Source organism: Stenotrophomonas maltophilia group sp. SKK55, assembly GCF_057179845.1.
In genome coordinates this window covers 787,733-800,557 of record NZ_JBXUHP010000018.1, presented here as the reverse complement: position 1 = coordinate 800,557, position 12,825 = coordinate 787,733, and the positions used below count along the sequence as shown (strand labels likewise).

The 12,825-nt window shown below is 60.8% G+C and carries 14 protein-coding genes; all 14 read left to right on the top strand.

Features of this window, described 5'->3' with window-relative positions; translation table 11 throughout:
• Positions 1-25 precede the first annotated feature (25 nt).
• Entirely contained in the window at positions 26-1,039 is a 1,014-nt protein-coding gene (locus tag AC2A1N_RS12765) for an ArdC family protein (protein WP_049451931.1), read from the top strand.
• A 367-nt stretch (positions 1,040-1,406) separates the two neighbouring features.
• Entirely contained in the window at positions 1,407-3,161 is a 1,755-nt protein-coding gene (locus AC2A1N_RS12760; RefSeq protein ID WP_197624133.1) for an ankyrin repeat domain-containing protein, read from the top strand.
• A 106-nt stretch (positions 3,162-3,267) separates the two neighbouring features.
• On the top strand, positions 3,268-3,852 hold the full coding sequence (locus AC2A1N_RS12755; RefSeq protein WP_024957517.1) for a hypothetical protein: 585 nt from the start codon (positions 3,268-3,270) through the stop codon (positions 3,850-3,852).
• Positions 3,852-4,061, top strand: a complete 210-nt coding sequence (locus AC2A1N_RS12750) for a hypothetical protein (protein ID WP_008266166.1) — start codon at positions 3,852-3,854, stop codon at positions 4,059-4,061. The genes AC2A1N_RS12755 and AC2A1N_RS12750 overlap by 1 nt, the downstream gene beginning before the upstream one ends.
• A 187-nt stretch (positions 4,062-4,248) precedes the next feature.
• Positions 4,249-4,569: a hypothetical protein gene (locus AC2A1N_RS12745; protein WP_040008455.1), complete on the top strand. Its 321-nt coding sequence runs from the start codon at positions 4,249-4,251 to the stop codon at positions 4,567-4,569.
• Complete coding sequence (locus AC2A1N_RS12740; RefSeq protein WP_024957519.1) at positions 4,566-4,880, top strand: hypothetical protein; 315 nt, start codon at positions 4,566-4,568, stop codon at positions 4,878-4,880. The genes AC2A1N_RS12745 and AC2A1N_RS12740 overlap by 4 nt, the downstream gene beginning before the upstream one ends.
• Positions 4,881-4,948: 68 nt before the next feature.
• Complete coding sequence (locus AC2A1N_RS12735; RefSeq protein WP_157806597.1) at positions 4,949-5,992, top strand: hypothetical protein; 1,044 nt, start codon at positions 4,949-4,951, stop codon at positions 5,990-5,992.
• Complete coding sequence (locus AC2A1N_RS12730; RefSeq protein ID WP_197624136.1) at positions 5,989-6,468, top strand: hypothetical protein; 480 nt, start codon at positions 5,989-5,991, stop codon at positions 6,466-6,468. The genes AC2A1N_RS12735 and AC2A1N_RS12730 overlap by 4 nt, the downstream gene beginning before the upstream one ends.
• 131 nt (positions 6,469-6,599) lie before the next feature.
• On the top strand, positions 6,600-8,255 hold the full coding sequence (locus AC2A1N_RS12725) for a site-specific DNA-methyltransferase (protein WP_197585577.1): 1,656 nt from the start codon (positions 6,600-6,602) through the stop codon (positions 8,253-8,255).
• A 2-nt stretch (positions 8,256-8,257) separates the two neighbouring features.
• Positions 8,258-10,903, top strand: coding sequence for a DEAD/DEAH box helicase (locus AC2A1N_RS12720; protein WP_033833386.1), 2,646 nt, complete (start codon positions 8,258-8,260; stop codon positions 10,901-10,903).
• A gap of 75 nt (positions 10,904-10,978) precedes the next feature.
• Positions 10,979-11,236, top strand: a complete 258-nt coding sequence (locus AC2A1N_RS12715) for a hypothetical protein (RefSeq protein WP_032960334.1) — start codon at positions 10,979-10,981, stop codon at positions 11,234-11,236.
• Positions 11,237-11,447: 211 nt separating this feature from the next.
• Positions 11,448-11,828 carry a hypothetical protein gene (locus tag AC2A1N_RS12710; protein WP_033833387.1) on the top strand — a complete coding sequence of 127 codons (381 nt, stop codon included), beginning with the start codon at positions 11,448-11,450 and terminating at the stop codon, positions 11,826-11,828.
• A 2-nt stretch (positions 11,829-11,830) separates the two neighbouring features.
• Positions 11,831-12,289, top strand: a complete 459-nt coding sequence (locus AC2A1N_RS12705) for a hypothetical protein (RefSeq protein WP_032960331.1) — start codon at positions 11,831-11,833, stop codon at positions 12,287-12,289.
• Positions 12,286-12,744 carry a hypothetical protein gene (locus AC2A1N_RS12700; protein ID WP_033833388.1) on the top strand — a complete coding sequence of 153 codons (459 nt, stop codon included), beginning with the start codon at positions 12,286-12,288 and terminating at the stop codon, positions 12,742-12,744. Before AC2A1N_RS12705 ends, AC2A1N_RS12700 begins: the two co-directional genes overlap by 4 nt.
• Positions 12,745-12,825 lie beyond the last annotated feature (81 nt).

The window sequence follows — 12,825 nt, the reverse complement described above, 5'->3', positions numbered from 1 at the left end:
GAAAAAGATTTGAGGCAACCACCCCATGTCCAAGTATTCTGATCTCATTGAAGCCACTGCCGAGCGAATGCTTTCGCTCATGCAGCAGGGCACCATCCCCTGGCGCCGGCCCTGGAACGACCCCGACGCCCCGCAGAACGGCTCGATCAACGGGCCGTGGAATCCAACCTCGGGCAAGTCCTATCGCGGCTCCAACACGCTGATCCTGCGCGGGGCGCAGATGGCCCATGGCTACAACGACAATCGCTGGCTGACCTACCGGCAGGCAGAAAGCATTGGGGCCCAAGTCAAGCGCGGCGAGAAGGGGCAGCAGATCACCTACTGGGACTTCAGCAAGACGGGCAAAGCCAAAGACGGTGCCGAGCCGTTGATCGAAGGCGAAGAGAAGAGCGGATACCAAGGGCCATCGGTGTTCGTCGCCACGGTGTTCAATGCCAGCCAAATGGACGGCATGCCCGAGCCCCCGCCGCCCTTCATCATGCCCGAGTCGATCCGCAACTTGCGTCTGCGGGAGTTGTTGGACAAGCACCAGCCAAAACTTCATCACGATGGCGGGAACAGGGCCTTCTACTCCGTTGCTACCGACAGCATCCACGTTCCGAAAGCCGGCAGCTTTCAAGACCCGATTAGTTATGCGTCAACCGTGCTCCACGAACTGGCCCATTGGACCGGGGCCAAGCACCGGCTCGGCCGCGATCTAACCGGGCGATTCGGGACGGAGGGGTATGCCAAGGAGGAACTGGTGGCAGAGCTGTCCAGCCTTTTCATTTCCGAGCGCCTCGGGATCGGGCTGGGGAAAGAACACGAAGAACAGCACGCCGGCTACCTGCAGTCTTGGATGAAAGCCCTGGCCGATGACCCGAGGACCCTGTTCCGCGCAGCCAGCCAAGCGGAGAAGGTCATGACCTTCCTCGACATCCCGACGTTTGAACGCGAGCCGCTGCCGCAGGTCAAGAAGGAGCAGGACACGGAGCAGGGGCGGGAGGCGGAAGCCGGCCGAAGGTCTCCATCGCGACGCAAGGAACGCCAGGTTGCTTAACGCAGGTGGGGGTTGACCTTTTGAGGTTTCGAGTTAGAAATGAATGTGTCGGGGGAAGTCCCGGCTGAGGTCCGATTCCTCTGCTTCTAACTGATAACTTTCTGAGGGTGAGCGGTTAGGGGGTGGTTGGGTGGTTGGGTGGTTATCCTTGCTGTTTTGGTGGTTTCCGGTGGTTGCTGTCGCCGGGGTGGAAAGAATGCTTAGTTAACCGACCTCAGAAATCACTAACTAGGCGCCATGTTGTTTCTTGAGCTTCTTGCGCTGGATTGAGAGGGGTGGCGAACGCCACCCCTTTTCTCTTTGCAGACCCTTGCGCATCCCCCTTTCTTTGTTAAGACATGGGTATCACTCATCAAGCGGAGGAACCATGGCTGGCAACGTCTTTTCAAATCTACTTCGACCCTTCATCCGTCAAAAGGACACGGAACTTCCAGGCGTGGCTCCTTCTGAGCCGCCTGAACCCCCGGTCCGGGAGCGCTTGGACGATTCAAGCCAGCGGCCAGTGGCTTCAGCGGAGCCGGCAACCCTTTCGCCCGTTGAGGGCCCTCAAAGTGTGCCCTTCAACGATGAGGCAACGGATCGGTTGGGGAGCACTCTGGCCTTTGCTGGTCTGAAGACGAAGGGTCGCTTCGAGGACGAGGTGAGGCAGGCCATCGAAGACGGCGCCGATGTGAAAGGGTATCGCGACTCGCGCGGCGATTCCGCCTTGCATAAATGTCAGGAACCGTGGCAGATGGAGCTGCTCATCTCGGCTGGGGCGGATGTTCACGCGTTGGACAAACAAGGGCGTTCGCCTTTTGATCGCCTGTTGAGCACCTACCAAAGGGAACCCGCTTGGTCCGAAAAACCTACTGCGGAAGGTTTGGCGTTGTTGGCGAAGGCCGGAGCGGATGTCAATGCCCTGAGCCAAGGGCAATCCGCTCTGCATGTCGCTGCGAAGCGAGGGCTTGACGGCGACATCCACATGCTTGTCGATGCCGGCGCCGACGTGAATCTGCGGGCGGACGGGGGAGACACCCCGCTCCACCTGGCCAGCGATCTAGGCGTTGTGCTGCGCTTGCTGGATGCCAAGGCCGATCCCTCCCTGCTGAACTCCAGTGGCGAGCCAGCGCTCAAACATGATCCGGTGCTTTATCGAGAAAACGCTCGGAACCACCGAGACGATTTTTCGCCGCGTGAGCGCGTCGATGCGGCGACCGACCCGATTTTCCTGGCCGAAACGCCCAGCGAGCTTGTCGCTGCGTTGGGGCAGGGCGGCAGTGTGAGGGACACCGATGCGCTGGGCCGAACCCCGCTTCATTACGTCAAAACGGGGGAGATGGTGCAGGCGTTGGTGTTGGCCGGCGCCCAGGTTGACGCAAAAGACATGGAGGGAAACATTCCTGCTCACACCGCGGACGAGCGCGCCATGAAAGAGTTGGTCGATGGGGTGGGGCGAGGCGTTCCCCAGCACCACGTAGAGAACGACAGGGGGGAAACCCCTTATGCGACCCGCGATTACTACCACGAGGATCGGTATTGGGATGCCGAAGCGGAAGAGCAGGCCGCGGAAAAGGCGGAGGAGACGAAGGAGGAGCAAGACCGCGTGCTCAACATTGTGGCCCTCGTTGAGGCCGGCGACGCCAAACGTCTGCTGGAGCAGGTGGATCCCAACGAAGAACTGGTCAGTCGGAACCGAACGTTCAACATCGACGGAGACGAGGGCTGGGCCTACAACAACTATGCCGGCTACAGCGTCCTCCATGAAGCGGCGAAGCAGGGAAAGACGGAACTCTGCCGAGAACTGGTGTTCGCAGGGGCGGACTGGGACAAGGGGTGTAAGCTCGTCGGCGAGCAAGGCTTTGACAACCATGTCAACGGCTTTCGAAACGAGCCTGGCATGAAGCCCATCGATTTTGCGAGCAACCGAGAGACCAAGTCGTTCTTGAACAACGCTGAGAACGAGCTGCGAGCCCACAACCGATCCAAGCTCTTGGACGAGCTTCTTCCCGCTGCCAATGCTTGGAAGCCACCGGAAGGCGGGTTTGCGGCCGACGCCCAGCGCCAGGTCGGTGCGGCCATGAAGGCCCACGGGCAGGACGGCCAAGCCCTGGAAGCCCCTCGCTTGCGAGCGCGCTTCTAAGGCCAAGGGAAAGGGCGGCGAAAGCCGCCTTTTCTTTTCCCGATCCCCTTGCGCAAACCAAACCGTTTGTTATGGGTAGTGCAACCCATTCAAAAAAGGAGGCCTCATGCGCGCGTTGATTCTTTCTCTGGCCCTTGCCAGCCTGCTCCCCCTTGCCGCCAGCGCCGCCGAGCCCCGTAGCGATTCGGTCGCCGTTGCCGTCGGGGTGAATGCCACCGTGATCACGCCGCACACCATCGCAGTAAGGGTCACACACGCCTGGGAGGCGTCCCCCACGGAAACCGCCACCGGGGTTCAGTCCTTCGAACCCATGGAAGCGCCGGGCCGTGGCCCATACGCGGCTTACAACTCAATCTTGAAGAAGAACCCCGCAACACGCGAAAGCGTCACGCTGTGGGTGATTGACGAGGCGCAGCGCTACTACACGCTCCGAGTGACGTATGAGCGCGTCCCATGCCGCGACACGCGAAACAACGGTGTGGATGACAGCGTATGTGCGCTGCGCATCGCTGGCCGCATTCTGCCGTTCTACATGCAGGGCGACGAGCAGGGGGCTTTTGAGGTGGGGGATCAAGTTTTTCTCCGCTCCGAAGGGACCGCGCAGCCAGTGATTACAGAGCTTGAGGCAGCTTCCGTATCCGTAGTCATCGGTGCGGGCAGAGAAAATGTAGCCGTTGGAGGGCAGCGCTGATGAAATGGCTCGCATTTTTCCGCAAGCGCCCCGATGCCGCGCTGAGCATCGAGGACTTCAAGCAATCTCCAGGCCACGTTTTGATGGACGAGAGCGGATACCTGGGCCTTTCTCACGAAGCAGCAGCCCAGATCGATCGGTTGCGCCAAGCCAAGGGCTGGGGCGTGCGCTCTGCCAACGCGGCAACGACCGGCAAAGGGCGGCGCTAATGGGAGCCACATTCAAAAGCATTGCCCACCATTACGGTCACCTCATTCTAGACGGCATGGATTGCTCCCCTGCGCAACCTCACGAGCTGCACCACCTGCCAATGGCGTGGAATCTCAAGCCCAGCCAGTGGGGCCAACCTCTCACCTTCCAAGCGCGCCCTCTCAGAAGTCACCCGGGGGGCCGCCCATGGTGAGCGCGATTCTTTTGCTGACCCTGCTCGGCCTCATGGTCCTGGTCCCTCTCTGGACGCTGAAGCGCTTTGCCGACGCCAAGGCAGCCTGGCAACGGGTGAGGGGCGGTGAGCGAGACGCTCGCACGCACGGCCGCGTCGTGATCCATGGCGGGCTGTTTGGAGTTGGGATGGTGGTCATCGCCGCGTTCTTGGCCCAAGCCACCTTCAGCGTCTGGCACCAGCTCGCCACCGGGGGAGGCCTGTTTGTCCTCGGCACGGTCGCGGTGCTCTGTCTGCTGGCCTTTTTCTGGGGCAAGGGGAGGTCGCGCGGATGAGTGCGTTGACGATGCTGGTCCTTTCCATGCTGGTCCTTGCTGTGTTTCTCTGCTCGGCGGCGTTTCTCTCTTTTATGATCGCGTTGACTTACCCGACCGTAAAGCAATCGCTGGCCCTTTTCTGCGCCGGGAAGCGCGACGCATCGCTCTACGTGGATTTCGCGATTTTTGGGGGGATCTTCGCGGGTTGCGTCCTCACGCTCGCATTCGGGGCGGTGGTAATGGCCCTCAACATTTCCAGCGCTGAGGACGCCGCTCTATACGCGGCCACCTTGCTTAGCGCGGGGCTGGGCTACTGGGTGGGCCGATGACACGCGAGCCGTCCACCTTGTTTGCCCCAGGCGTTCTTCCCGGGCCTGACGGCATCGAGCTGCTCCCCATGCCTGCGGAGATCCAAGCCATCTACGACGCTGCCCAACGCAACACGCCTTTCAGCATGGACGTGGACGACGCCCTGGCCGCGCACCGCAACGCACACGGCGAAGCGGAGCAAATCGAGCACGCTCAGCGTGTGGATCCTGCGGATGCCATGCCCTCGGAGCGCTACCGGGCTTATGTGAGCCAACGCCGCTATGCGGTCCGCGCCTGCATTCAGGCCGGCATGGCACGAAAGGACATCGCAAGGTTCCTCGGGGTGGCTGTTTACACCTTGCAGAAAGATGCTCAAGCCCTTGGACTGCGGTTGCCGGTCTGCCAACGACAACCGAGGAGCATTGCAGGGCACTCGGTTGAGGAAGTGCTGAGCCTGCTCCACGAACTGGGCACCCGCACCCGTGTGGCGGCTCGGATCGGCGTCACGCAGCAAGCGGTTAGCCTGTTTTGCAAGAAATACGAACTGGACATGCCGCAAAACGGAAAGAAGGCGGTTGTTCTGGCTCGGCGCAAAGAGGTGCGCCGGTTGAGCGAGGCCGGCCTATCGGTGTCTGAAATGGCGCAACAGTTGGCCGTGCCATACGCGTGCATAACGGCCGACCGCCAAGCGCTGAAGCTGCCGCGTGTGCGTCTGCCGGCAGAGAAAATGACCCTCTTGGGCTTGAGTCGAGCAGAGATCGAGGCCCTTCTTGCTCGATTCCAGACCATCAAGGCAGTGGCGTTGCATCTCGGAACCAGTGGGGCGCATGTGTCCTCTTACATGAAGAGAGCCGGCCTCAAAGCGCCACGGGACGGGCGATGCCGCCAGGCCACTACACCATCGACCGACCGCAAACCGCTGAAGCTTCCGGGCATGCGTAAACCGGCGGAGAAAATGACCCTCTCGGGCTTGAGTCGAGCAGAGGTCGAGATCCTGCTCGCCCGATTCCAGACGGCCAACGCTGTGGCTCTGCATCTTGGGGTCAGCGCGTCGTCTATATCTGTTTACATGAAAAGAGCAGGTCTCAAAGCGCCGCGCGATGGGCGACGTCGTCAGGCCACTCCATCATGATTCCACGCAAAGGCTTCCTCGGCGGCTGCTCCCCGGCCCAGGTTCAATCCTGGCTGGACGAAGGGGGGACTCAGCGCGCCTTGGCCCAACGCCTGGGCGTCACCCACCAAGCCGTGAACCGCTTTGTCCGGCGGCACCGCCTGGCGGGCTCCGGACGGCAGGCGTTCCGGGACCGCCAAGCCCGCGAGCTCGCTGAGCGTCGCCAGCAGGTGCAGCGGCTGGTCCGAGCCGGGCTGACCTCGGTCGAGGTGGCCCAGCGCTTGGGCGTGTCGCCGGCCACCATCGGCCTGGACCGCCAAGCCCTTTGGTTGGGGCGCGTCCTGAAAGGGCCGGAGCACCGCACCTTGCGGGGGCTGGCCCTGGACCAAGTTCGGGATCGCTTGAAGGTGGTCAGCCGGGCTCAGTTGGCGCGGGAGCTCGGGGTGAGCAGCTCGGCCGTGTATCGCTACTGCAGGAATGCGGGCCTCAGCACGTAGTAGCCGAGACATATCTCCAGGCCCAAGTGCCGATGCGTCGTCAGGCTCTAAAGCCCCGCCGGTTTCTTATTTCGCAAAGCTCATTTCGATCAATGATTTAGAGCCGGATGGTCCCTTAGGGATTGGCCCAAATGCACCCGTTGAAGGATACTTGGAGCCTGTTCGAGGGGATGTATTCGATGCCACTGCTCAACTGGTCCGACCGTGATGAGGACCTGACCCGCTCCGCCCTGACGCCCTATCGACTCTTGGAGCCGGTGGCAAGCTTGTCCTATGGGGAGGTGGACGCTCCCAACATGCTGATCGAGGGCGACAACCTGGATGCGTTGAAGGCGTTGCTGCCTTACTACGCCGGCCAGGTTGGTTGCGTCTACATAGACCCGCCGTTCAATACCGGAGCGATGTTCCCGAAATACGACGACAACTTCGAGCATTCGATTTGGTTGTCAATGATGTATGCCAGGCTCGAACTCATCCACGAGCTTGTTTCAGAGAAGGGATCTCTTTTTCTTCATCTGGACGATAACGAGGTTGACTATGCGAAGGTGATGCTGGATGAGATTTTTGGCCGGTCCAACTTCGTCAACAGGATAACTATCGCTGCCCGCTCTCCTTCTGCATTTAGCACTGTCAATCCTGGTGTATTCAAAGCATCGGAATACATTCTTTGGTATGCCAAGAACAAAGAGAAGTTTGAAGACGTAAGTGCCCGCATTCCACGCGGTGTTGACTATGCCTACAACCTTTGGCTGGAGAACCGGGATTTGCCTGAGAGTGAATGGAGGTTTTCGTCTCTTGCCGATAAATACGCTGAGGTGCCACGGAACGCAAGGATCAAACACCCTAAGTCTATTCTCCAGCACTTCGACAAGTGGGTTCTGAAGAACTCAAGCCAAGTCTGCCGCTTAGCATCCATTAGCGACTCCGGTGCGGGTCAGGCAATCGTTGATCTAAAGAAAGAGTCTCTCAGTCGACCTGGTGAGGTTCTAAAGCTGGAGCGGGGCGAATCGCTCGATACGGTCTACATCTTGGACGGTCAGCAAATCCTTTTCTACAGCAAGAACGTTGTTGAGATTGATGGAGAGCCTGTCGCCTCCTCAATGCTTACGAATATCTGGAGTGATATCTCGTGGGAGGGTATTGCTGGCGAGGGCGGCGTGACATTTAAGAAAGGTAAAAAGCCCGAGCGGCTCCTGCGTCGTTGCATTGAGTTAACGACTAAACCTGGGGACCTTGTTCTCGATAGTTTTCTTGGAAGCGGGACGACAGCAGCAGTTGCTTTGAAGCTCAATCGCAGGTTTGTTGGTATTGAGCGAGGTGACCAGGCGCGAAGCCATTGCCAAGCGAGGCTTGTATCCGTTGTGGAAGGAGAGCAATCAGGTATTTCGAAAGAAGTCGGTTGGAAAGGTGGCGGTGGCTTTCGCTTCTACAAGCTCGGCGTGCCCGTGTTCGATGACGAGGGTCACATCCGCGACGGCATCAAGTTCGAGCACCTGGCCGCCCACGTCTGGTTCGCCGAGACTGGTGCCGCACGCTCCACTCGAGCCCCGAAGCAGTCGTTCCTGGGTGAGCACCATGGGATCGGCTACTACCTGCTGTTCAACGGCATTTTGGGCGATGAGAGCAAGACCGGCGGCAACGTGCTGACCAAGCGGGTGTTGAAAGGCCTGCAGCCCTTTGACGGGCCCAAGGTGATCTACGGGGAGTCCTGCGACTTGCCAAAGGAGCGTCTGGAAGAACTCCAGATCACCTTCAAACAGACCCCCTACGACATCAAGGCACGCTAAGCATGGCTCTCTCCCTCAAGGTGTATCAGCAGCGGGCCCTGTCCAGCCTGGCCCAGTTCCTCGAAGACGCCCGGCTGACTGGCGCCGCATCCGCGTTTGAGAAGAACGTGGATGCCGGTCTGGTCACGCAATACAAACCCATGCCTCATCTGGAGGCCTCGCCCTACGTGTGCCTGCGCATTCCGACGGGCGGCGGCAAAACCGTCATGGGCGCACACATCATCCAGGCGGCAGGTGACGCCTACCTCGAGCGCGAGTTTCCGCTGGTCATGTGGATGGTCCCCACCACCCAGATCAAGACCCAGACGCTGGAAGCCTTCAAAAACCCCCGACACCCCTACCGGCAAGAACTGGACGAGGCGTTCGGGGGCAAGGTCGCCGTGTTCGATGTGGAGGACTTCACCCACATCCGCCCCGCTGATCTGGGAACCAAGGTCTGCGTGGTCATTTCGACGATGGCCGCGCTGCGCGTGGAGAACCAGGAGGGGCGCAAGGTCTATGAGCACCACGAGGACCTAGAGCCCCATTTCGCCGGCAGCGTGTCCGATTTGCCCTACTTGGAGCAGAACAAGGCGGGAAAGGCCATCGCGTCCTTTGCCAATCTGCTGAAACTTCACGGTCCGTTGGTCATCACCGACGAAGCCCACAATGCCAACACGCCCTTGTCCTACCAGGTCTACGAGCGGCTTGGTGCCAAGGTCGTGGTGGAGCTCACGGCCACGCCGGAAGCCAGTAAGAGCAACGTGCTGGTCAGCGTCAGTGCCTTTGAGCTCAAGGGCGCGGACATGATCAAGTTCCCAGTCGTGCTCAAGGAGCACGTGGGGCAATGGGAAGTCGCCGTGGGCAGCGCTGTGGCCCGCCGCAACGAGTTGGGCAAGACCGCGCTGGGCGAGCCGGACTACATCCGGCCGATCCTGCTCATCCAAGCCGAAAACGCCAAAGGCACCGCCACGGTCGAGGAGGTCAAGAAGCACCTCATCGACAACGAGAAGGTGCCCGAGAAGGCGATTGCCATCGCCACGGGCGATCAGCGGGAGATCGACGGGGTGGACCTGTTCGCCAAGGACTGCCCCATCGAGGTCATCATCACCAAGCAAGCGCTCAAGGAAGGGTGGGATTGCTCCTTTGCCTACGTCTTTTGCTCGGTGGCCCAGGTCAAGAGCGACAAGGACATCCAGCAGCTGCTGGGCCGCGTGCTGCGCATGCCGTATGCCACCCGCCGCAAGCAGGAGGCCATGAACAAGGCCTACGCGCACGTCACCACTGCGGCGTTCAATCTGGCTGCCGCAGAGCTCACCAAGTCGCTCATCGACATCGGGTTCAACCCGCTGGAGGCCGTGGGCGCGGTGCTGGCGGATCCCACACCTGGGCCCGGCTTGGACTTGCGAGGCGGCAAGGTCAATCCGGTTCCCGTGACGCCCAAGACCACCATTGCCGTGAGCAAACAACCGGATCTTACTGGTATCCCTGCTCGGGACCAGACCAGCGTTGTTTTCACTCCGAACGAGGAAGGCAAGGGCGGCTCGGTGGAGATCACGGGCGAGGTGGACGAGTCCACCGTGGAAGCGATCACCAAGGCTGTGCCAACCAAGGAGCGCGAGGAAGCGGCGGCTACAATCCAGCGGCACCAGATCGCCGCCAAGGCCGTCAAAGCCCCTAGCCAGAACGGCGCGGTGTTCAGCGTGCCGCGGCTGGGGGTCATGGAGCAGGGCGAGCTGGAGTTCGTGGAGAGCGGCGCCACGCCGCCGGGCTTCACCTGGGACTTGCTGGCCTATCCGCCGGACCTGTCCAGCCTCAAGTTCAACGTCGACAGCCAGACCTTTGAGGTGGACCTGGTCGATTCGAAAGTGAGCTACACCAAGATCGACGACGACGTGAATACCTACCTGCCGGGCTTTGCCAAGGACCGCACTCAAGCGGACTTGGTCGGCTGGCTGGACCAGAAGATCCGCGATCCGGCGGTCAAGCAGCCCGTGCTGCGGGAGTGGTTGCGCCGGTCCATCAGCGGGCTGTCCGAAGATCGGGGCTTCTCGCTATCGCAACTGCTCAATGGCCAGTTCGTGCTCCGACGGAAGCTCGGCGAGCAGCTTCAGATCGCCAAGGCGGAGGCGCTCAAGGAAGGCTTCCAGCAAGCGCTGTTCGGTGCCGACGCCGACATCGTGGTCAGCGACGAGCCCGGTGCGATGTTCACCTACCCGGCGGACATGACCCAGTATCCGGCGCATGCCTACTACCAAGGCGGCACGTATCGCTTCCGCAAGCACTACTACCCCCTCGTGGGCGATCTTCAATGGAAGACCGCTGGGGGCAAGGTGGGTGAGGAGTTCCTCTGTGCCCAGGCCATCGACCAGCTGGATGAGGTGGAGTTCTGGGTTCGCAACTTGGTGGACAAGAGCCAGTTCTGGATGCCGACGTCCAAGCAGCGCACCTACCCGGACTTCGTGGCGCGGCTTAAAGATGGTCGACTGCTCGTCGTTGAATACAAGGGTGGTGACCGTTACTCCGCGGACTCCGAGAAGGAGAAGCGCATGATCGGCGAGCTATGGGCCGCTAAGAGCAACGGCCGAGGTGTCTACCTCATGGCCCAGCTGCGGGACGAGAAGGGCAACAGCATCACCGAGCAACTTAAAGCAGCGATCTCTAAATGATCAGGTGTGAGTGGGGTTCACCCCCGTATTACGAACACCGGAAGGCCGCTTGACCATACAGTGCAAGGAGGGTGTGTGACCGAAGACGAGATCGAACAACGAAAGATTGAAGCCAGAGTGCGCTTGGCTAAAGGAAGCATGGATAAGGCTGGAAAAGAGCTTGAAGAAGCTGAAAGGGTCGCGAAGGAGAGTCCTACACCTTTCAAGCGGAAGCTGGTGAATCAGGCTAAGGGGCGCTACAGCAAGGCCGCGCAAGTTTTTGACAGAGCCGTGGGCGACAAGATGAAGAGAGAGCTTGGGGGCGGTAAGGATGGACCCGGGCGAAGGATGTAAACGGGATGCTTATCGCACGGGCTGATTCTCGGATCGTTGATCGCCCGCTATACGAGCCCGCGATGCCTTGGTTGAAATCCTAGATATGGATCGAAGGCTGAAGCGCATGGCGGATCACGTAGCCTCCCGTTGGCTGTTCTCCGCTAAGGTCTCAAGCTGCGATACGGCGAGCGTCTAGGTTGGCAATGCCCAGAATGTCGAGAGCAAGGAAATGGTCCGCACCACAAACTGGCCCAGCGCGAAGTTGTCCCCCCAGCAGAAGGCCATCGTCGCCGCGCACGCGGTGCTGAACCTGGCAGAAGGCAAGGCCGGCGAACGCGAGCTGCGCAGCCTGCTGGTCAACGAGATCGGCCTGGCCTGGGCACCGTTAAACTGCCTCCAATACCTGTCCGGCAAAGAAGCCCCGGCCGCGCTCACTGCGTTGCCAGACGAATGGCAGGCGCTGGAGCGCAACAAGAAAGACCCCCTGCGTGCCTCGGTCATTTCCTTGGTCATGGTCAAAGACGTCTGCGGCGCTGGGGGCTGCAAGCTCTCCGGCGCCAAGATAGCCGAGCGGCTGGAAGAGCTGCGAACCGCAATGGAGCCCAAATAGCGATGGATCACTTCGAAGGTGTGGTGCTGGACTATCTGCGCGCCGACCGAGCGCTGTTCGTCAACAGCCAGTGCTGCATCCAACTCAACGAAGGCGCGAACCCGGATACTAGCGGCCCGCACTGGTATTGCGACGCCGTCGCGGTCAGCTTCAAGGAGCAGGCGGCCTACCTCTGCGAAATCACCTACGCCGCACGCGCGCCGTCGCTGCTGGCCCGTCTGCGGGCGTGGGACGAGCATTGGCCTGGGGTCAGGGCAGCCCTGGCTCGGGACAGCGGTGTGCCGCTGGATTGGAGTGCCAGGCCCTGGCTCTTTGTCCCAGAGTCCAATGCCAAGGGCATTCAATCCGCCATCGGCGGGCTGAAGAACCTCCCCAGCCCCCGTGTCACCTTCTTGGAGGAAGTGTTGCCCTGGCGCTACCGCTCCTGGGATCGCGGTGCATACGTGGACGAGTCCCCATGACCGATCTCAATATCACGGCCACCAGCTACGCCCTGCTGCAGGGCAAGTTCACTTGTTGGAAGTGCTCGGAGTCGATCGTGGTGACCGCCATTTGGGTGCCTGGGTTCCTCGACAACGAGGACGAGGAGTATCCCGAGGAAGGCGGCCCATCGCTGCTGAAATACGTCAGCGAGCTGGACGTGGGCACGATGGCCCGGGTCAGGGCCGCGGCCCCCTGGCTCAAGCCCAACTGCTCGCAGACGGCCAACCAGACCTACGTGGCCAACCACTGTCAAATCTGCGGCACGCTGCAGGGAGACCATTTCATATTCAGCCCAGACGGCCCGTTCTTCCCCCAAGACCAGGCCGGCGTGGACCAGCTCAAGGTCATCCCAGGGCACGGGCCCCTGATGGCGAGCGCTTCCACGGCGCAGTCGGACTGGATGGGACTGGTCAAGCTTCCCACGCACGCCTGACATCGAGGCAGACGGGATTTCGGCCAAGGGTCTCTACCACTGCGAATGAGGCTGGGCATACTTCTGCCCATCCCTTGTTCC